Annotated in this window: 20 protein-coding genes; 9 read left to right on the plus strand and 11 right to left on the minus strand. The window is 68.6% G+C overall.

The window, feature by feature from the left end:
* Positions 1-10 precede the first annotated feature (10 nt).
* Positions 11-778: a trans-aconitate 2-methyltransferase gene (locus tag DL991_RS18445; protein ID WP_125785572.1), complete on the plus strand. Its 768-nt coding sequence runs from the start codon at positions 11-13 to the stop codon at positions 776-778.
* Positions 779-1,203: 425 nt separating this feature from the next.
* Here DL991_RS18445 and DL991_RS18450 read toward each other — a convergent pair whose 3' ends face one another.
* The 3 genes from DL991_RS18450 to DL991_RS18460 all read right to left on the minus strand — a co-directional run bounded on the left by DL991_RS18450 (position 1,204) and on the right by DL991_RS18460 (position 2,291).
* Complete coding sequence (locus tag DL991_RS18450) at positions 1,204-1,638, minus strand: hypothetical protein (RefSeq protein WP_125785573.1); 435 nt, start codon at positions 1,636-1,638, stop codon at positions 1,204-1,206.
* A 78-nt stretch (positions 1,639-1,716) separates the two neighbouring features.
* Positions 1,717-2,007 (minus strand): hypothetical protein, encoded by a 291-nt coding sequence (locus DL991_RS18455; protein ID WP_125785574.1) that lies wholly within the window; start codon positions 2,005-2,007, stop codon positions 1,717-1,719.
* 17 nt (positions 2,008-2,024) lie between these two features.
* Entirely contained in the window at positions 2,025-2,291 is a 267-nt protein-coding gene (locus DL991_RS18460) for a hypothetical protein (protein ID WP_125785575.1), read from the minus strand.
* A 155-nt stretch (positions 2,292-2,446) separates the two neighbouring features.
* Here DL991_RS18460 and DL991_RS18465 point away from each other — a divergent pair, with 155 nt between their 5' ends.
* From DL991_RS18465 to DL991_RS18475, 3 genes are read left to right on the plus strand one after another with little or no spacing between them, the layout of a single operon-like run.
* The gene (locus DL991_RS18465; protein WP_125785576.1) at positions 2,447-2,869 is read left to right on the plus strand and encodes a helix-turn-helix domain-containing protein; all 423 of its coding nucleotides are present in this window, start codon (positions 2,447-2,449) and stop codon (positions 2,867-2,869) included.
* A gap of 2 nt (positions 2,870-2,871) precedes the next feature.
* A complete protein-coding gene (locus DL991_RS18470; RefSeq protein ID WP_125785577.1) occupies positions 2,872-3,354 on the plus strand; it encodes an ImmA/IrrE family metallo-endopeptidase in 483 nt (160 codons plus the stop codon).
* Positions 3,351-4,439, plus strand: a complete 1,089-nt coding sequence (locus tag DL991_RS18475; protein WP_125785578.1) for an MAB_1171c family putative transporter — start codon at positions 3,351-3,353, stop codon at positions 4,437-4,439. Before DL991_RS18470 ends, DL991_RS18475 begins: the two co-directional genes overlap by 4 nt.
* Before the next feature lie 9 nt (positions 4,440-4,448).
* Here DL991_RS18475 and DL991_RS18480 read toward each other — a convergent pair whose 3' ends face one another.
* Both DL991_RS18480 and DL991_RS18485 read right to left on the minus strand, forming a co-directional pair.
* On the minus strand, positions 4,449-5,126 hold the full coding sequence (locus DL991_RS18480; protein WP_125785579.1) for a hypothetical protein: 678 nt from the start codon (positions 5,124-5,126) through the stop codon (positions 4,449-4,451).
* Positions 5,126-6,616, minus strand: a complete 1,491-nt coding sequence (locus DL991_RS18485) for a glycosyltransferase family 2 protein (RefSeq protein WP_125785580.1) — start codon at positions 6,614-6,616, stop codon at positions 5,126-5,128. The genes DL991_RS18480 and DL991_RS18485 overlap by 1 nt, the downstream gene beginning before the upstream one ends.
* A gap of 479 nt (positions 6,617-7,095) precedes the next feature.
* Here DL991_RS18485 and wecB point away from each other — a divergent pair, with 479 nt between their 5' ends.
* The 3 genes from wecB to DL991_RS18500 all read left to right on the plus strand — a co-directional run bounded on the left by wecB (position 7,096) and on the right by DL991_RS18500 (position 10,628).
* Complete coding sequence (wecB, locus tag DL991_RS18490; protein WP_233598895.1) at positions 7,096-8,265, plus strand: non-hydrolyzing UDP-N-acetylglucosamine 2-epimerase; 1,170 nt, start codon at positions 7,096-7,098, stop codon at positions 8,263-8,265.
* Complete coding sequence (locus tag DL991_RS18495) at positions 8,262-9,983, plus strand: DUF2334 domain-containing protein (protein WP_125785582.1); 1,722 nt, start codon at positions 8,262-8,264, stop codon at positions 9,981-9,983. The genes wecB and DL991_RS18495 overlap by 4 nt, the downstream gene beginning before the upstream one ends.
* Positions 9,984-10,079: 96 nt before the next feature.
* A complete protein-coding gene (locus DL991_RS18500) occupies positions 10,080-10,628 on the plus strand; it encodes a hypothetical protein (protein ID WP_125785583.1) in 549 nt (182 codons plus the stop codon).
* 183 nt (positions 10,629-10,811) lie between these two features.
* On the opposite strand, the gene DL991_RS18505 is transcribed toward DL991_RS18500, so the two are convergent.
* The gene (locus tag DL991_RS18505; RefSeq protein ID WP_125785584.1) at positions 10,812-11,294 is read right to left on the minus strand and encodes a hypothetical protein; all 483 of its coding nucleotides are present in this window, start codon (positions 11,292-11,294) and stop codon (positions 10,812-10,814) included.
* Positions 11,295-11,543: 249 nt separating this feature from the next.
* Between DL991_RS18505 and DL991_RS18510 the strand changes: the two genes are divergently transcribed.
* Positions 11,544-12,431 carry a hypothetical protein gene (locus DL991_RS18510; RefSeq protein ID WP_125785585.1) on the plus strand — a complete coding sequence of 296 codons (888 nt, stop codon included), beginning with the start codon at positions 11,544-11,546 and terminating at the stop codon, positions 12,429-12,431.
* Between the two features lie 3 nt (positions 12,432-12,434).
* Here DL991_RS18510 and DL991_RS18515 read toward each other — a convergent pair whose 3' ends face one another.
* From DL991_RS18515 to DL991_RS18535, 5 genes are all read right to left on the minus strand, one after another.
* Entirely contained in the window at positions 12,435-13,520 is a 1,086-nt protein-coding gene (locus DL991_RS18515; protein WP_233598886.1) for an SAVED domain-containing protein, read from the minus strand.
* Between the two features lie 160 nt (positions 13,521-13,680).
* Complete coding sequence (locus DL991_RS18520; protein ID WP_125785587.1) at positions 13,681-13,911, minus strand: hypothetical protein; 231 nt, start codon at positions 13,909-13,911, stop codon at positions 13,681-13,683.
* A gap of 297 nt (positions 13,912-14,208) precedes the next feature.
* The gene (locus tag DL991_RS18525; protein ID WP_233598887.1) at positions 14,209-15,492 is read right to left on the minus strand and encodes a lipopolysaccharide assembly protein LapB; all 1,284 of its coding nucleotides are present in this window, start codon (positions 15,490-15,492) and stop codon (positions 14,209-14,211) included.
* Positions 15,489-16,661 carry a 26S protease regulatory subunit gene (locus DL991_RS18530; RefSeq protein ID WP_125785588.1) on the minus strand — a complete coding sequence of 391 codons (1,173 nt, stop codon included), beginning with the start codon at positions 16,659-16,661 and terminating at the stop codon, positions 15,489-15,491. The genes DL991_RS18525 and DL991_RS18530 overlap by 4 nt, the downstream gene beginning before the upstream one ends.
* Positions 16,658-17,101, minus strand: a complete 444-nt coding sequence (locus DL991_RS18535) for a hypothetical protein (protein ID WP_125785589.1) — start codon at positions 17,099-17,101, stop codon at positions 16,658-16,660. Before DL991_RS18535 ends, DL991_RS18530 begins: the two co-directional genes overlap by 4 nt.
* A gap of 170 nt (positions 17,102-17,271) precedes the next feature.
* On the opposite strand from DL991_RS18535, the gene DL991_RS18540 reads away from it, so the two are divergent.
* Positions 17,272-18,327: a DUF5925 domain-containing protein gene (locus DL991_RS18540; protein ID WP_233598888.1), complete on the plus strand. Its 1,056-nt coding sequence runs from the start codon at positions 17,272-17,274 to the stop codon at positions 18,325-18,327.
* The last annotated feature ends 14 nt before the right edge of the window (positions 18,328-18,341 follow it).

An 18,341-nucleotide genomic window follows, 5' to 3' on the forward strand; every position in this document is an offset into this window, starting at 1 on the left:
CGGTTGCCGGATGAGCGAAACGCTGGACGAGACCGTCGCGCGGATCATGACGGGCGTGAGCACGACGATCGCCGACGGCGACAGCATGTTCGCGAGCAACAACATCGAGCACTATCTGAGCGTGTCCAGGGACGCGTTGCGTGCGGTGCTCGCCGCCCTTCAGATCACCGGACGGCCGGAACCCAAGCGGCTCTTGGATTTCGGGTGCGGTTACGGCCGGGTGATGCGGTCCTTGCGTGCCGCTTTCCCGGCGGCCGAGCTGATCGCGTGCGACATGGACCCGGCGGCGCTGGCCGGTTGCGCCGAGGCGTTCGGTGCGCGGGCGGTGCTCGGTGCGCCGGATGTGGACGACATCGAGCAGGTCACCGATGTGGATCTGCTGTGGTGCGGTTCGGTGCTGACCCATCTCGATGCCCCGAACTGGGGCCCGCTGCTGCGTTACTTCTCACGCGCGCTGGCTCCCGGCGGGGTCGCGGTGGTCACCACGCATGGCCGCCGGATGGCGATGCGGGCCGAGGCGGGTAAGGACTACGGGCTGGACGCGCGTGCCACCGACCGCATGCTCGCCGCGTACAAGGCCTGCGGTTTCGGCTACAACGACTACGCGGGCAACGACGGGTACGGCATTTCGCTCAGCTCGCCCGGCTGGGCGGTGCAGCGCGCGCTGGAGACGCCGGACCTGCGCCTCGCCGGGTACGACGAGGCGGCGTGGGATCTCCACCAGGATGTGATGGTGCTGGTCAAGGACGCCAACGCGAAACTGAAGGCGGACCTCTAGCCGCGCTTCAGGATGACGGCAACGTCGCATAACTGCTGGTCAAGTGAGGTTGAGGGGACGGGGCTCCTTACCGTGGCCGGGCACGTACCCCGACTGTCCATAGAGGACACTTTAGGGGTACGTCAAAAGTGGCGGGTTGCGAAAGCCACTTTCGTAACCTTCAACGTTGCGAAAGTGGCTTTCGCAACGTCGGGGGCAGGATGGTGGCGGAGAGGGGCCTTCGCTACGCCGGTGCTGTCGCTGAACTCAGGGTCGAGATGCGTTGCGAAAGCCACTTTCGCGACGCCTGATGTCCCGAAAGTGGCTTTCGCGACACGGTCGCCTCACGGCCGCGAGCGAATCTCCGCGACCGAACCGACACCGACCAGTGGATATGCGACTTTCCGGGACCCTGCTGAAGGCGGACCTCTAGGCCGTTAGACGGCCTAGCCGCGCTTCAGGATGACGAGGAACTGGCCGCCGCCGGGCTCGACACCCGCGGTCACCGGCACTCCCGGTAGCAGCCGGGAAAACCGGTCGACCAGCCAATCCGCCGCCTCCCGGGCGTCCTGTTCGGTCGGGCTGCGGGCCACCAGTTCACGGCCGCCCTTGCGTTCCAGCCGTCCGGCGACGGTGATCAGCGGCGCGGGTTCGACCACGTGCAGGCGATCCGGCCAGGCGATGACCACCTTGACCGCGCCCTTGCGGGTGTTGCAGCCGCGGTGCGCGAGCCGCTCGGTGAGCTTGGCCTTCCGGTCGGCGGTCCGGCTGTCGACACTGGGACCCCGCGGGTCGTTCACCGACATCTCCGGATCGACCGGTTCGTCGCAGACCCAGCATCGCCAGCCGTCGCGTTCGGCCACGTCGTCGAGAAGACTCATCCGGTCAAACTAGCTTGGAATTCCGTGAAGGCCCCCTTCGGGGACCCAGGGTCCCTCAAGGGGGCCTTCACGGACCGCCTACTTCGTGCAGTGGATCCCGGCTTCACCCCGGTACATCACGAAGCTGATCTTCACCGAGTACAGGTGGATGGTCACGCACTGGTCGGGCGTGTACCCGTAAAAGGCGGCTTGGTCGTAGGCCTGCTGCAACGCCGTCCGCTTCGCCGACGCCGAGGTCTTTTCGACGGTCGTCCCGAGGAACGCGCGGGTCTCCTGCGCGGTCGTCGCGGCACTCGCCACCGTCGGCGCGAGTGTCATCAGTCCCGCGAGGACCGCGGCCCCCGTGGCGCGGGCGATCGTTTTGTTCATGGTTTCCCCTCCTGGTGTCAGCGCTGGCAGTAGAGCCAGACGGTCGCGCTGTAGTAGCTCGTGTGTGACCGGACGTCGGAAGCGCGGACGTAGCACTGCGAGTCCAGCCAGCCCGTGTTGCGGGCGAAGGTGCGGGCGACCTTCTCCGCCGACGTGATGGCGGCCCCCGGGCCGGGGCCGATGCCGCTGGCGTGGAACTCTCCGGTCTCCACGGCCAGCGCCGGCGGTGCCGACAGGGTCACCGCGGCCACCGCCAGGGCCGCCGCGGTCAGCAACTTCTTCATGGGAACTCCCCCTCCGGTTCGTCAGCCAGAATCGACCGACTCCCCTCAGTCATTCATCTCAGCTAACGTGGAAACCGTAAGCGAGAACCTTCGAGGTTGTCAACTACGATGAATGCTCGACCCAGGTTCATTCATTTCAGCTTACGGAGGTGACGATGACCGAGCCACGGGCGACCACGCTCACCGACCGGATCGACCGCCTCTTCCAGGTGGTCCGGCGGCCCAACGGCGAGCAGTACAGCCACGAGGAGGTGGCGCGAGCCTGCCGGGAGAACACCGGCGAGTCGTTTTCCGCCGCCTACCTCTGGCAACTGCGGACGGGCCGCCGGGACAACCCGACCAAACGGCATCTGGAGGCGCTCGCGGCGTTCTTCCAGGTTCCGCCCGCGTACTTCTTCGACGACGAACAGGGGAGGGCGCTTGCCGAAGAGGTCGAGTTGCTGGGAGCGTTGCGCAACAGCGCGGTGCGCAATCTGGCGTTGCGTGCGGTGACGCTGTCCGAGGAGGGGCTCGGAACCGTGACCGACATCGTCGAGGCGATCAAGCGGCGCGAGTCCAAGCGTGACCAGGGGGAGTAGCCATGCTGGGCAGGAAGAGTGCGCTTTGGCGCAGATGTGAGCGCATCGCGTCCGCCGTGCGACTACCGGATCCGTTCGAGGTCACCACGTTGTTCGCCGAGGTCGCGGCGATGCGGGGGCGGCCCATCGAACTGGTGCCGCTCGAGGCGCGGCCGGGGGCGCCGTGCGGGGTGCTCGCGGCCACCGATCGGGCCGACTACGTCTTCTACACGCGGGACACGTCTCCGTTGCACCAGCGGCACATCCTGCTGCACGAACTCGGTCATCTGCTGTGCGGGCACGTCGAAGGCGAGGTGCGGCCGGAGACGATCGCCGCGATGGTCGCGCCCTCGCTTTCGGTGGACCTGGTCCGCCGGGTCCTCGGCCGCACGACGTACGCGCACGAGCAGGAGAAGGAGGCCGAACTCGTCGCGTCGTTGCTCATGCGCCGCGCCGTGGGCACCGGGCCGGGATCCGATCGGCTGCGTCACGCCCTCGGTTCGTGATCAGCTATCTGTCCGCCGGGCTGCTGGCGTTGCTCGGCTTCGCCCGGCTGATGACGGTCCGCGCCGGGCCGAAGCATCTGGCCACGTTCTTCCTCAGCATGGCGGCAGGCCTCGCCGTCTCCGCCGACGCCACGGTCCGGTTGCTCGGCGACGTCCTGCTCCCGCGACTGGTCACCAACGCGCTGCAACTGCTCGCGATGCGCGCGCTGGTCCAGTTGGTCCGCGGCACCCGGACCCCGGAGAAGCCGACGCCGTTCTGGCCCATCGTGCTGTGCTGGGCGGTGATGATCCTGTGTTGTCTGGACATCCTCCCGCACCGGCACGAGTTGGGCACGCCCGCGTTCCAATGGCGTCTGAGCGTCGTCGCCTACCAGGTGGTCCTCACGACGTACGGGGTCACCTGCCTGGTGATGTTCACCCGGACGCTGGTCCGCAGCGCCGCGGACCGTCCACAAGGGACTTTCCGGACCGGTCTGCGGATCCTCGTCTGCGCCGCCGTCGCGACCATCGCGTGGGCGCTGTTCTCCGGGCTTCCCTCGCTGTGGCTGGAGATCACCGACCTCGCGGACCTCGATTTCATGCCACGCGCCCGCATTGCCGGACTTCTCGCGATGGTGCTGTGGGTCCTCGGCGGGCTGTTCACCACCTGGGACGGCGCGCTCCGGCTGGTGCGCTCGTGGCAACGGATCCGGGCGGTGACCCCGCTGTGGAAGGAACTCGTCGCCGCGCACCCGCAGATCGCCCTGCCCGTACGCCACGACCTCGAATTCAAGCTGTACCGCAGGGTGATCGAGATCCGTGACGGTCTATTGGCGTTGCGGGCCCACGTTCCGCCGCATCTCGGGGACTGGCTGCGTGCCCCGGTCGACGAACCCACGCGCGCCGCCGCCGAACTCGCGGCGGCGCTGGTGATGCGCGAGGCCGGTCGAAGCTGGCCGCATCCGCCGTCCGGGCAGGATGAAGCGCACCCCAGCATGCGGGACGAAAGCGCCTGGCTGAGCGCCGTGTCGTCGGCGTTCACGGATTCCTGTGTCGTGCGGGAGGTTCGGCGACGCGCGATGGCGGAGGCCGGGCGCCTCTCCTGACGGGCGTCGTCACGGAGTGGTCTTGCCGAGCTCCAGCGTGGCGTTGTGCAGCGACGAGTACAGCGGGTCGGAAGTGAAGTCCGGCCCGGTCTCCTCGCCGAGGTAGACGTCGATGTGCCGGTCTCCGCCGAGTCCGGGAGTGAACTCGTCCATGATCCGCCAGGAGGCGGAACGCAGCCTTTCGCAGACTCCCGCGTCGATCGCCGTGCCGTCCTCCGCGGTGCCGCAGCCGGTGATCCGCAGTTGGCGGCCGTCGCCGAGGACGGCCGGATCAGCGGCGGCGGAGACGAACGGTTCCAGCGGGCGGCCGTGGCTGTCGCGGGGTGCGTTGTCCAGCCAGAAACCGATGTCGTGGGACCAGTTCAGGTAGCGGCCGGCGTGACGGCCGCTGACGATCCGGCCGGTGCCTTCGTCCTCGACGGCCTTCACGAAGTCTTCCGGGTAGCTGCCGAGAGGGTCGTCGCCGCGTTCGCAGTCGATCACCAGGCAGCCGGTGACCGGCACCGGGTCTTCGTCGTGGTGCGACTCGACGGCGGTGTAGTACACAGTCACGTACCAGCCGGTGGACGCCTCCTTCCCGGAGTCATCGCGGTCGATGGTGGAAGCGGCGGCGAGGGCCAGCCCGGCGGCCGCCAGGACGAGAACGAGCTTGTTCCGTTTCGCGCGGCGCCGGTGCTGGCCTGCCATCACACCCGCTCCAGTCGTTGCGTCGGTTCGGTTTCGGCCAGCGGGTGCGGGACCGGCCGGGTCCGCTCGGCCGCGGCGAGGACCGCCGCGGGGATCGGCTGGGTGACACTGGGATCGATCGTCACCGGTGGGGCGGCCGGGCGCGGTAGCGGGAGCGGCGCGGATGCGGGCATCGGGACCGGCATCGGCATCGGCGGTGCGGGCTGGCCGTCTTCGGACAGCCGTTCGGTCTTGGCCCAGCCGTTGCGCCCGGACAGCAGCCGGAACAGCGCACGCCACGTCGCGATGATGCCCAGCGCCAGGAACCACGGGTAGAGCAGCCCGGCGAACAGGCAGCGCAGGATGTTCTCGTCGCGGAGCCGGGCCCAGTAGACCAATCCCCAGAGCAGACTCGGTGCCATGGCCAGCCCGACGAGCATCGCGACGGACGTCGGCAGAGTGTCCACTGTGGCCACCAGCCCGCCCAGCGTGCTTCCGGTCGCCAGCGCCACGGCGGACGCCGCGACCAGTCCGACCAGCAGCAGCGACATGGGCACGGTCAGCCAGGGCGAGAGCAGGTAGATCAGGAAGTCGGTGAGGCCGACGCCGCTGACGAACCTCGACGTGGTCAGCCTGCGAAGGTGCCGGAAGCACTGCAGGTTGCCTTGAGCCCACCGGGTTCGCTGGCGCAGCAAGCGTTTCACGTCGGTCAGTCCCTGCTGGGTGACCCACGCGGATTTCGTGTAGCGCACGCGGATCCCGTCCAGGTGCAGGCGCAGACCGAGTTCCAGGTCCTCGACAAGGCAGGCCGACCACGGGCCAGGGTGGAACCGCGCGAGGACGGACAGCCGGGTGAACTGGCCGTTGCCGCCCAAACCGACGCTGCCGACCAGGTCGCGCAGGGACTGCGCGGAGTCCGCGATGGCGCCGAATTCCAGATCCTGGAGCAGCGCCAGCGTTTTGTGCCGGTTGTGGATGCGCACCCGGCACTGCACGGCACCGACCGACTTCTCCGCCATCAGTTCGGCGATCTCGTCGAGCATCCCTTCGCTGCAGCGGCCGTCGCCGTCCACGATCCCGACGATCGTCTGCTCGATCGTGCCTTCCCGGCCGGCGATGTCGAGGATGTAGCGGTACGCGGTGTTCAGGCCCTCGCCCTTGCCCTGGCGGGCCATGGGCAGCTCACGGCGCAGGACGTGCAGCCGAGGATCCCTGATGCCGGCGAGGATGTGCGGCGTCGCGTCGTCGGAGGCATCGTCCACGACGACGACACGGACCGGCGTGTACCGGGTTCCGGTGGCCAGCGCGTTGCGCACCGTGTTCGCGATGACGCGTTCTTCGTTCAGCGCCGGGATGACGATCCAGAACGGCACCGGCTCCGGTGTCCGGCGCACACTGCGTGGTCGTTGCGGGGACCGCCAGGCGAACACCGCCAGTACGAGGTTCTGCAGCGGCCACCAGATCAGCACGCCGACCATGACGGTGGCGACGACGGACAGACTGGTTTCCATTTCGCTACTGCCCCCTTTCCGGTTCCGGCGCGATTCGGATGAGAATCGACCGGGTGGCGAAAAGCAACAGAACGAATGCGGCGAGTGACAGTGGCAGCCAGGCGCCGGCCCCCGCGGCGATCCCCATGGTCGCCGTCGCGCCGACGGACGGCCCGATCCGGACAACAGACATTTCTCCCCCAAGATTCAGCGTGCTCAATTCCTTGTGTGTGAAGGATTGTGCGTGATGCGTCGGGCCCCCCGGCCGATCCCGCATCCGTGGACTACGACGTGAGGAGTCGGGCCCTGGTTCCCTCGATCGGGTGAGGAAATTCGGCGGGAACCGGACAGAACCACTCTGCGTCGCATCGGTCACAGCGCCCCGCACAAATGATCATGCGAAGTGCGCGAATCGCTGAAAAGAATGTTCGAACCTTGGGGGAGTAATGGTTTGGAATCAACAGGAAAGCGAAGCGACCCGGCCTCGGGTGTGGCTCGTGATGGGGACCCGGCCGGAGGCGATCAAACTAGCGCCGGTCGCCGGGGCGATCGCCGCGGCGGGCCGGATGGAGCCCTACCTGGTCGCCACCGGACAGCATCCGACGATGGTCGGCCAGGCACTGGAGACGTTCGGCGTCCGCGCGGACGCCACGTTGCCGCTGCACCGCCGCGACGGCGGCCAGCCCGAACTGCTCGGCCAGATGCTCACTGGTCTCGACGCGCTGGCCGATCGTGAACCGCCCGCGGTGGTAGTGGTCCAGGGGGACACCACGACCACACTGGCGAGCACGCTCGCCGCGTTCTGGCGGCGGGTGCCGGTGGTGCATCTGGAGGCGGGCCTGCGCTCGTTCGATCTGGCCTCGCCCTTCCCGGAAGAGCTGAACCGGCGGCTGGTCACCCAAGCCGCTTCTCTGCATCTGCCGCCGACCTCGGCGGCGGCCGGGAACCTGCTTCGCGAGCAGGTTCCCGCCGAGCGGATCGTGGTCACCGGCAACACGTCGGTGGACGCGATCCGCGCGATCGCCGATCGCGGGGCGGTGGTCTATCAGGACGAGCGGGTCGCCGCGGCCGTGGAGGCGGCCACCCGCGGTGAGCGGCTGGTACTGGTCACCGCGCACCGCCGCGAGTCCTGGGGCGAACCGCTGCGTCAGGTGCTGCGCGCGGTCACCGAACTGGTCGCCCGGCACACGGATATGCACGTCGTCCTGCCCGCGCATCCGAACCCGGCCGTCCGCGAGCTGGTCGACGACGAACTGGGCGGCCTGCCTCGCGTGGTGGTCACCGAGCCGCTGCGCTACGAGGAATTGGCCGGTGTGCTCGCGGCCGCCACGCTGGTCTTGTCCGACTCCGGCGGGATCCAGGAGGAGGCGCCCACCTTCGGCGTGCCGGTGCTGGTGTTGCGCGAGGTCACCGAACGGATGGAAGCGGTGCACGCGGGCTGTGCCCGGTTGGTCGGCACCGATCGCGAGCTGATCGTGCGGACGGCGTCGGAACTGCTGACCGACCGGCGGGCCCGGGCGGCCATGATGATCAACGGCAACCCGTTCGGTGACGGAAGGGCCGCGTCGCGGACCGAGCGCGCGCTGGCCAGGCTGCTCGGCATGAGCGCCGAACCGGTCGAGGAGTTCGACGCGGATTCGCGTGTGGTGGCGGGGGGTGTGCTGGTATGACCCGCAAGGAAAACCCGCGCCGGCGCACACCCGCCGGGCTGCGCTTCGCGGCGCTGGCCGTCGTCGTCGCGACCGGATTGGTGATGCTGGTCGTCTACACCCGTCCGGCGAGCGCGATACTCGCCTCGCCGGCGGCCGCCCCGGTCTCCCTCGGCGACCGGCTGGAGATGACCAGCGAGGTCGGCAGCCCCGGTCCCGGCGGGAACCGCGCACACCGGACGCTGGTGGTCTACGACGCGGGTGAGCGGGACGCGCCGAACCCGCCCGCCGGCGCGGACGAGGCCGGAATGGCCGAGGCGCACGCGATGCAGACCGCGAACCTGGTCTCGCGGGCGGGCGCCTGGACGATGCGCGCCGCGGCCGACTACCGCGCGGGCGAACTCGGCGGATATCAGGCGCTGGTCTACGTCGGTTCGATCAGCGAAGCCGCGCTACCGGCCGTGTTGCTCGCGGACGTGGCCGCCGCGAAGGTGCCGGTCGTCTGGATGGGCGAGAACATCCATCGCCTGGCCGAACACGACCCGGGCATCACCGCGCGCTGGGGCTGGACGCCGGTGGGCCGCACACCGACCTCGCCGACCGAGGTCCGCTACAAGAGCGTGTCACTCGAGCGCAATCCCGAGATCGGCTCGGTTCCGTTGGTGCGGCGGGATAACCCGGCGGTCAACGAAGTGCTCGCGGACAGCGTGACGGCCGGCGAGCACACGCCGTGGGCGGTGCGCTCGGGGACTTTCACCTACCTCGCGGAGGCGCCGTTCTCCTACGTCAACGAGGGAGACCGGTACCTCGCCGCCGCCGACATCCTGCTCGGCACGCTCGCTCCGAAAACCGTGGAGCGGCACCGGGCGCTGGTGCGGATCGAGGACATCGGCCCGCGCACCGACGCGGGCCAGATCCGCCGGATCGCCGATCTGCTGGGTGGGCAAGGGATTCCGTTCTCGCTCGCGGTCTATCCGTACTACGCGGACCCGCACGGTGTGGCCAACGGCGGCAGGCCGACCTTCGCCCGGCTCGTCGACAGCCCTGCCCTGGTGGACGCGCTGCACCACGCGATCCGGCGTGGCGCGACGTTGATCATGCACGGCTACAGCCACCAGTTCGAGGAGATGGCGAACCCTTACGGTGGGGCGAGCTCCGCGGATTACGAGTTCTACACGGCGATCGTGGACAAGAACAACCACGTCGTCGAGACCGGCCCGGTCCCCGGCGACTCCGCGGAATGGTTCCGCGGGCGGATCGCCACCGGGCTCGGCGAGTTCCGCCGGGTCGGGCTACCCGAACCGGAAGTGTTCGAATTCCCGCATTACGGCGGTTCGGCGGTGGACTACAAGGAAGTCAGCTCCCACTTCGCGGCGCGCTACGACCAGGGCAGCTATTTCGCGGGATACTGCCCGCGCGGTGCCTGCGGCTCCACCTCGACGGTGTCCTACCAGACCAAATACGGTCAGTACTTTCCTTACCCGGTGCGGGATGTCTACGGCGCGGTGGTGATACCCGAGAACCTCGACCACGTCGCGCCGGAACCGTTCAACCAGCATCCGGCCCGGCTGCCCGCGGACCTGCTCGCCGACGGCGCGAAGTCCAAGGTGGTCCGCGACAACGTGGCCAGCTTCTTCTTCCACCCGTTCCTGCCCTTGGAACACCTGAACACGGTCGTCCTCGGCTTGCGGGCGCAAGGATACGAGTTCAGCACCGCCAGCGAGGTCGCCCGCGGCTGAGCACCCGCGACTCAGGTGACAGGTGAGCCGTAGACTCGCGAAGTCGTCCGGAAGCCGACGATCGAATGTCCTGCCCCTGACTGGAACCCGGTGCTCATGTTCGATTTGACAGGTATCGTCGAGCCGCTGATCGCGCAGGGGTACGTGGACGTGAACACGGTGCGCGGCTGTTCCGATCAAGAGGTCGAGGCGTTGATGTCGGCCCAAGGTGTGGACACCCTGCCCGCACGCTACGTCGAGTTCTTGAAGTTCGGCGGAAAGAACCCCTACTGGCTGAGCCAGGACGGCGAATGGGATTTCGGGTGGCTCCTCGAAGCGAAAGAGATCGCCCGGGAGATCGTCGTCGACGACTACGAGGCGGACTTCACACCATTCGAGGATGCCTTCGTTTTCCAGACTCACCAGGGATATGAGTTCCACTACTTCAAAGCAGGCGACCTTGTCGAAACCGATCCGGCATTCTCCACCTTCTCCGGGTTCCGGCCGATAGCGGACAGCCGGCTGTCGTTCACGTCTTGGCTCCGCGATCTCGCGAAAGCACTGCCTGCGACCGTCGAACTCGTCAAATCGATGTACGGCGTGTGGAAGGTTCCTGAATTGGGTCCGGTGCCCGGCTGTGCCGGCGACGGGAACCCATCGATGTGAAGCCGCGCTCGGGGGCTTGAGGCCGGCGACGGTGACCGGGCTCGATCATGCGCTTGATCGGCCTGTGCGGTCAGCACTGTCCGGTATTCGCGGCCAGTGCTGACCTCGCGGCCAGGCAAGGCGATCACTCTCTGGCGACGTGGTTCCCATCGGAACCGGGCCCGTTCCCGACGCGGCCCGATCTCAACGTCGGTAGTGGACCTCGCCACGCAGCGCCGGTGCGGTGGGGTCGGCACAGCGCTGTTCGAACGTGGCGTCGAGGGCGGTGAGTCCTGCGGCACCGCGTTCGATGCGGCTGACCGTGAACGTCGAGTAGTCGTCCGAGCAGCCCAAACCGGCGGAGATGGCGAGGATGTGAGCTCCCGCCGCGTGGTCGTACGAGCCGACCTGGAGTGCGCCGGACGGGGCGCTGAAGTCGAGCCTGAAGTGGTAGAAACCGTTGTCGGCGTCGGCGTCCACGCGCAGGACGTCGCCGACCTCGCGGATCATCACCTCGTGCTCGGGAGAGTCGACCCAGTGGCCGCTCTTCCCGTCGACGGGGAAAGCACCCTGCTCGGCGGCGAATTCGACGCTCGCGATCGGCTCGTCGGCCGCCGCGGCGGGGGCGAACGGGCCGATCAGACCTGCGGTGACGGCGAACGTGGTGAAGGCATGACGGAGTTTCATGATTCTCCTCGGTGTACGCCGCCCCCAGTGAGCGGACCTCATCGATCTTGCCCAGGTTCCCGTCGCTGCGCACGAGTAGTACTACTCAGCCTGCCTCGACTGTCCTATTTGGAGTGTCTAGAAAACCTCGAGAAACCCGCGCGTGTACAGGATTTTGAAGAGCTTCGGGTGCCATTGCCGGGTGCCCGGTGATGTGCCAGCATCGTCGGTATGACGGTCGGCGATGTCAGAATGGCCACTTTTGTCTTCTTGCGAGATCGGATCGCCGGGCTGCTGGCGCCCACTGGCTGCGGTTTCGACGTCTACCCGCACGGATCCTTCGTGAAGGGCACTCAAGTCGATCCGTACGGCGACGTCGACATCGTCGTCGAACTTTGTCACCCGGTCGTGCCCGAGTGGCGAGGCGGCTTCGCACCGGCCCCCGGTACGCGGTTCGGCAAACGGGTGAAAGGCCGGGCGCCCACTCCGGAATTCCTGTGGTTCAAGGAAACCGTGGCACGAGCGCTGAGTTACGACTTCGAGACGATGTCGCCGGGCCTGGCGTCGATGGTGGCATGGGGCAAGGTCCAGCGGGTGCTCAAGGTGGCGCCGGTCTTCCCTGGCCACGTCAACGCCGATCTGCTGGTCTGCCAACGGTTCCTGGAGGCGCCGCCCATTTCCATGAACACGGCGGACCAGGGGGTCATTTTCTGGGACGGCCACGGTGAACTCCAGGTCAGCCATCCGCGGAAGTACATCGCGAAAGTCAAGGAAAAGGACATGCGTACCGACGGCATGTTCACGCACTTCGTCCGGCACCTCAAAGCGAACCACGTCGGCATGAAGCATCAGGGCGCCGGGAGCAGGCGTTCGTCCGTTCCGGGGCAGAAGGTCCCCATGGACTCGTCGCTGGGCGTGTCCTCGGCGACGCTGGAAATGCTGGCGTACGGGGTCCCGAACGATCACTACTCCGCCCGAAGCCTGAACGCGACGCGGAAGAAGGTGAGAACCTACCTTCGCGCTGTCGCCGAGACCGAACGCTCGCGTGAATCCTTCGTGCCGTGGGATCTCGTCAACGACACGACCTATCCGCAGTGGATCGAGTTCATGCACGGAGGATTCAGGATGCTGCTCTCGAACGAGAAAATGTGGGCCTGACGGTCAGGCCGAACGGGGAAACGGCTCGTAGGAGCCGCTGGTCGCGTCGAAGGTGAACGCCGTCCACCGCCCGTGTTCCGGCGAGGCCAGCCGGGCACCGAGCGCGACCGCGATCGCGACCGGCCCGCTGAGGAAGATCGCGTGCCCGCCGGTCCGGGCGCCGGCGGTCAGCGGCGCTTCGCGCCAGGCGCGGCAGATCTGCTCCACCGCCCCGGTGAACGTGGCGGTGTCCTCGGTCAACACCGGTGACCCGGTCCGGATCCGCAGGAGGTAGCCGAAACCATGGCGACGGCAGGATGCCAGCACCTGGTCGAAGAACTGGTCGCCGCGGCCCTGCAGATCCACCGCGAGGGCGACCTTGTCCGGGTCTCCGTCGTCGACGGCCTCCAGCCGGTCGACGTCCAGCGGTTCGACGTCGGAGTCGATCGCGCGCAAGGAGGTCGCGGGGAAGTACGCCGGTGCGCCGTCAGCCTGCCGGATGGCGTGCACCACCACCTCGCGGGCGTGGGTGTAGCCCAGCCGGGCGCCGAACCAGAACGCGACATGCAGCGGCATGGTGGGGATCAGGTTGATCCGGACGGCATCGGGGGTCAGGCGTTCGGCCATCGCGGTGGCGGACAACGTTCCGTCGGCGAGGGCGTCGACCAGCTCGCGGTCCCAGGCGCCGTCGCCGGGCAACTCGATGCCGGTCTTCAGCGTGATCGTGCAGGTGCCTTGGCTGAACTTCTCCGCCTGCTGCTCCAGTTGCCGGGCGCGGGCCCGCCCGCGCCTGCCGTCCGACGCGGTGACCACGATGCCGACCCGCACTCGACGGCGGAGACGGCTCCTCGCCCACAGGCCGAGCGCGACCAGGGCGAGCCCGGCGGCGAAGGCCAGCACGAACCACCACCGTCCGGCCGGCTCACCTGCCAGGAACGACTTCGCGGCCTCGACCCCGAACCCGCCGGCCGCCATCCCGCCGACCGTGAGCGGGGCCGTGCCATCGGTGACGGCCGCCCACCGTCCCGCGGAGCCGCCGGAAGTGTCACCGGAGCCGACGACCGTCAGCCGGGGCGATACCGGCCGTCCTGAATCTGTCACCACAACCATCCGTTCGGGGCCTGCGTTCGTGGTGTGCTCGAACCAGCGGATCGGACCACTCTATTCGGCAGGCCCCGCGAACTCGCTGTCGCGGTCGAGGGCGGGTGTCAGCGGCAGAACGGGCGACCCGGTCCTCCCACGCGATCACGGGGAGGACCGGACCGGGCGTCTACGGCTTGATGTAGAGGTCCCACGACCAGGCCGACGCGGAGCAGAAGTAGGCCGACCATCGGCCGTTCTGCTGGCCGAAGTAGCCATTGAGCCGGCAGTCGCCCTCTTCCGGCCAGCTGGACTCGTAGTAGTACCTCGGGTCGACGCCCGCGCTGGCAGGTTGCGCGAACGCGATCATCGACGCCAGCGCGCCCATGACGGCAGCGGCTGCCGCGATCTTCTTCTTCACTTGTGTAGCCCCAGTTCTGTCTTGTGACACGTGCGCGCACAAATAATCATGAAACGGGCTCGCCTGTCCGCGGAACGGGCACAGTGAACATCGAAAAGTGCCGCGCCGGGCCCCTCGGCACCGGCGCGGCACGTCAGACCGGGCTCACTTGTCGTAGAACTTCATCCCGGCGCCCCCGACCTGCTGGGCAGGCTCCGGCGCCACGCCGAGTGGCAGCGCGGCGACCGCGATCCCGGCCGCTACAACACCTTTGTGCTCAGGTGAAAGGGCAGCCGGAGTCGACCGTGATCTCGCCGGTCAGCGACGTCCCGGGGCCGACGGTTCCTCGGTCTTCAGGGGTGCCGGTCGCGGGTCCCGGCCGCCGAAGTCGGCCACCCGGTCCCAGATCCAGTCGGCCATCGAGTCGGCGACGGGCTCGTCGGGCTGTCCCGGCCGGCGCCGGACCAGGGCCCCGAACGCGACGACGACCAGGTAGGTCCCGGCGTCGTCGGTCATCACCTGTTCCCAGAGTCCGCTCTCGGGCCAGTCGGGGTGCGCCGCCGGGTCGGCCTCGATCTCGGCGTCCATGGCGATGATCTCGTCCGCCGACATCAGGCGGAAGGGCTCGGCTGAACCCCAGGCGGCACCGGAGCCGGGCTGCTGGCCGTCGTGCCAGGTCACCAGCCGCTTCGCGACCATCGAGCCGACCTTTTTATCGGCCAGATCCTCGGCGCCTGGCCGCAGGGTGGCGCGCAGGTCTGCGGGCAGCACCGCGTCCAGCGCCGCCAGCGCGGAAGGCAGGTCGATGCCGAGCCGATGGTCGCGCATCTGCTGCCACGCCATCTCGAGCGCGCCAGTGCCTTGGATGTCCGTCAGGGTGATGTCGTCGCCGCGCGCTTTCTCGACGATTTGCAGCATGGCCCGAGCGGTCCCCACCAGGCTCCGCAACAGGTCGTCGGTCGGATCCTCGCGCAGCAGTCGCAGACCGAGTTGTTCGGCGTCGTCGAACCGGTACTGCGCCAGGTAGGCGTAGCCGAGCAGCATCGCGACCCAGGAGTCCGCCGCGTTGGTCCGGATGGCCTCCTCGGCTGCGGGAGCGAACCGTTCGGGTGGTGCGAGGCTCTCCAGCAGGTACTGTGCGCGTTTCCGCAGCGCTTTGGGGAGGTCGTCCGCCGCCGTCCTCGCGCACAGGGCCACCGCCTCGTCGAGTTGCCGCCACCCGGCCTCGTACTCCCCGGAGCGTGCCTGGGCGTGGCCCAGTTGCATCCAGTCGTCCCAGTCCTCCTGGTTCTCGCCCAGCACGGTGTGCGCCCATCGCAGCGCCTCGTCATGGTTGTTCTCCGCTGATTCCAGATGCCGAAGCGCACGAGCCGCCATCGTGAACCAGCTGTTGCGGAGAGCGGCGACCTGGAGGAACAGCCGCCGCGCCTCGTCGGCTTCGCCGCACGCTTCACGGTGATCACCGAGCACCATCAACGCGCTGCTCCGCTGCGGCTGGCTCGCGAGCACCCGCAGCGCCAGCTCGGCGATCTTGGGATGCGTCGGCTGTGCTCCGATGAGTTCCCAGGCGAGGTCGAGGTCGCGCTCCACGTCGGCGCTCATCGCATGCCTCGCTTGACCCGGTATGCCCGGAGCTGGTCGAAGGTTCCGTCGTCGACGCCGTATTCCAGAACCGGCGCCACCTGGTCGAACCAGGACGTCGTGGACGGGGTGATGCCGCCGACCGCGGCCAGCAGCGCGTCGGTGGTGACCGGCACCAGCTCACCCTTGCCCAGCGACTCGACCATCGCCTGCTGCAGCACGGTTGTCGTCAGGTGGCCGAGGTCGGCACCGGAGAACCCCTCGGTCGCCGCCGCGACGGCGACGACGTCGACATCGTCGGCGGGTTTGCCGTCAAGGGCGCCCTGGACGATCGCCGCCCTGGCGACCGCGTCGGGTGGCAGCACCAGCACGGTCTTGTCGATCCGGCCAGGTCGGCGCAGCGCGGAGTCGATGTCCCACGGCCGGTTCGTCGCGGCGAGGAAGTACACCCCGTCGTTCGCTCCGGCCATGCCGTCGAGCTCCTCCAGAAGCTGAGTGACGAGCATCCGCATCGCGTGCGATCCGCCTCCACCGGAGGTACGTCGTCCGCCGAGCGCGTCGAACTCGTCGAAGAAGATCACGCACGGTGTCGCCGCGCGGGCATGGCGGAACACGCTCTGGATCGCCTTCTCGCTCTCCCCGATCCACTTGCTGAGCAGGTCCGCGAGGGTCACGTGGATGAAGGACGCGCCGAGATCGCCGGCGATCGCCCTGGCGATGAACGTCTTGCCGCAACCGGGTGGGCCGTACATCAGCAGCGACCCGCCCGGCTTCTGCCCGAACGCCGCCGCCAATTCAGGGTTGCGCAGCGGAGCGAGAAACGCGGTGTCCAGGTGCTGCTTGACCTCGGCGAGACCCGCGACGTCGGCCAGCGTCACCGCCGGGCGCTCGGCGTCCCACAGCGACGCCGGGACAGCGGCGCCGCTGTCCTGACGGTCCTCGTCGGCCGGGGCCGGGGCCGGGGTCGAAGTTCGCAACCGCGCCGCCATCAGCCGGGCCCGCAGCAGCCGGGCCCGCGCCGGATCGCCGCCGCGTGCCTCGAACGCGGCCAGCTCGGTGGCGGCGCGGTCCGGGTCCTGTTCCAACAGCAGCGTGACGAAGTCCTCGCGCAGCGCCAGATTGCCGGGGTCGGCCGCCACCTCACGCGCGATCACCTCGACGAAGCCGTTGTCCGGAGTGTCACTATTCACGGTGCGGTCCCTTCGATCCAGCCTTTGAGCAGCCCCAGATTCGCCAGTGGGATGTAGTGGCCGATCCGCGGATGGTCCAGCGTCACACCGAAGACGCCGGCCTCGCCGAACGAGGCGACGTAGTCGATCGCGGCAGGCATCGGCACGCCGAACAAGGGCACCGCGCCCCCGTCCGGATCGGCGAGGCCGAGGCCGAGGGCGGCTTCGTTCGCGCGCGCGGCGCTGCTGTAGAGGCAGATCATCGACCCCTGCCCGGCGGCCACGGCGTACGGACGGGGCCGGTCGGCCGGGCCGCGCGCGATGAAGAACCAGTGCTCCAGCGAAGTCGCCTGGCGCCACAGTGCGATCTGCGCCGTCGTGTCCCCGGCGGGAGCTGCTTTGACCGCCTGGTCGAGGCGATCCAGCTCCGCGACCATCTCGGGGCTGTTGTCTCTGGTCATTCGGTTCTCTCTCGTCCGGGCTGCGGTTGTGTCCGTTTCCAGAACCAGAGAAAACCATCCCGTCGATCGTGGCGGACAGGCGGCCGTCCTTGATCCCTGTCAGGGGTGATTGGGGGACGGTCCCTGATGTGCGGCGGTCTCACCGGATGGATCGTGGCTTCGTGACAGCAATGACAACGGAAACATCCCAGCCCGTACCGGCCGAAACCCTTGAACGAGCGATGTTCTTCGGTGGCAACGCGCCGATGGAAGGTGTGCTGAACTCGCTGGCCATGGAGCATTTCATCACCGGGGCGAAGCCCCATTCCCGGGCCGCCGAGATCACCGAGGTCTCACCGGACGCGACGTTGCTGCCCCCGGGAGTCAGCGCGGATCTGACGTATGAGCTGGACGGGCGGCGTTCACACCTCGCCCACGGTCCCGGATGGACACTCGTGGCGATGCGCAGGCTTGCCGGTGCCGCGACGGTGTGCGTATGTGCCACCTCCGGCGACCTGGCGGACGAGGTGCTCGCGGCCGCCGTCCGGACGGCGCGGACGGGTACGCCGGGGGAATCGGCCGTGCCTGTCGGATTCTGGCACGTCCAGGGGTGCGGTGGCGCGGGCGTGCGTGCGCCCAGGTCCATGGACTTGCCGCCGTGGCGGGCGATCCGCGGTAACTACCCGCGGTCGGCGGTGACCGCGCTCGACTCGCTCATGGCGGTGCGCCCGCGGGACGTCACGGGCAGGCTGGTCCTTCTCCATGGCCCCGCGGGTACCGGCAAGACGACCGCCGTGCGCGCGCTCGCGCAGGAATGGCGGGACTGGTGCCAGGTCGACAACGTCCTGGACCCCGAGGTCCTGTTCGCCGATCCGGGCTATCTGACCTCGGTGGTGCTCGGCGAGGAGCGAGCGGACAGGCGGAAATGGCGGCTGCTCGTCCTCGAGGATTGCGATGAACTGGTCGGGGCGGACGCGAAGCGCGACTCCGGGCAGGCCCTGTCCCGGCTGCTCAACCTGACCGACGGATTGCTCGGTCAGGGCCTGGACGTCCTGGTTTGCCTGACCACGAATGAGAACGTCGCACGGTTGCACCCCGCGGTGGTCCGGCCGGGTCGCTGTCTCGCGGAGATCGAGATCGGCAGGCTGCCGCACGACGAGGCGGCCACCTGGTTGGGCACAGGTGCGGAGATCGGCGCGGAGGGCGCCACACTGGCCGAGCTGTATCGCCTGCGAGCCGCGGTCTGATCACGGTCTCGCCG

It is taken from the genome of Amycolatopsis sp. WAC 01375 (assembly GCF_003947325.1).
Lineage (GTDB): Bacteria > Actinomycetota > Actinomycetes > Mycobacteriales > Pseudonocardiaceae > Amycolatopsis.

What these genes read in the sequence shown, in the direction of transcription:
- DL991_RS18445 (WP_125785572.1), top strand. Translation starts at nt 11, where the DNA reads ATGAGCGAAACGCTGGACGAGACCGTCGCGCGGATCATGACGGGCGTG.
- DL991_RS18450 (WP_125785573.1), bottom strand. Translation starts at nt 1,638, where the DNA reads ATGAGTCTTCTCGACGACGTGGCCGAACGCGACGGCTGGCGATGCTGG.
- DL991_RS18455 (WP_125785574.1), bottom strand. Translation starts at nt 2,007, where the DNA reads ATGAACAAAACGATCGCCCGCGCCACGGGGGCCGCGGTCCTCGCGGGA.
- DL991_RS18460 (WP_125785575.1), bottom strand. Translation starts at nt 2,291, where the DNA reads ATGAAGAAGTTGCTGACCGCGGCGGCCCTGGCGGTGGCCGCGGTGACC.
- DL991_RS18465 (WP_125785576.1), top strand. Translation starts at nt 2,447, where the DNA reads ATGACCGAGCCACGGGCGACCACGCTCACCGACCGGATCGACCGCCTC.
- DL991_RS18470 (WP_125785577.1), top strand. Translation starts at nt 2,872, where the DNA reads ATGCTGGGCAGGAAGAGTGCGCTTTGGCGCAGATGTGAGCGCATCGCG.
- DL991_RS18480 (WP_125785579.1), bottom strand. Translation starts at nt 5,126, where the DNA reads ATGGCAGGCCAGCACCGGCGCCGCGCGAAACGGAACAAGCTCGTTCTC.
- DL991_RS18485 (WP_125785580.1), bottom strand. Translation starts at nt 6,616, where the DNA reads ATGGAAACCAGTCTGTCCGTCGTCGCCACCGTCATGGTCGGCGTGCTG.
- wecB (WP_233598895.1), top strand. Translation starts at nt 7,096, where the DNA reads ATGGGGACCCGGCCGGAGGCGATCAAACTAGCGCCGGTCGCCGGGGCG.
- DL991_RS18495 (WP_125785582.1), top strand. Translation starts at nt 8,262, where the DNA reads ATGACCCGCAAGGAAAACCCGCGCCGGCGCACACCCGCCGGGCTGCGC.
- DL991_RS18500 (WP_125785583.1), top strand. Translation starts at nt 10,080, where the DNA reads ATGTTCGATTTGACAGGTATCGTCGAGCCGCTGATCGCGCAGGGGTAC.
- DL991_RS18505 (WP_125785584.1), bottom strand. Translation starts at nt 11,294, where the DNA reads ATGAAACTCCGTCATGCCTTCACCACGTTCGCCGTCACCGCAGGTCTG.
- DL991_RS18515 (WP_233598886.1), bottom strand. Translation starts at nt 13,520, where the DNA reads ATGGTTGTGGTGACAGATTCAGGACGGCCGGTATCGCCCCGGCTGACG.
- DL991_RS18525 (WP_233598887.1), bottom strand. Translation starts at nt 15,492, where the DNA reads ATGAGCGCCGACGTGGAGCGCGACCTCGACCTCGCCTGGGAACTCATC.
- DL991_RS18535 (WP_125785589.1), bottom strand. Translation starts at nt 17,101, where the DNA reads ATGACCAGAGACAACAGCCCCGAGATGGTCGCGGAGCTGGATCGCCTC.
- DL991_RS18540 (WP_233598888.1), top strand. Translation starts at nt 17,272, where the DNA reads ATGACAACGGAAACATCCCAGCCCGTACCGGCCGAAACCCTTGAACGA.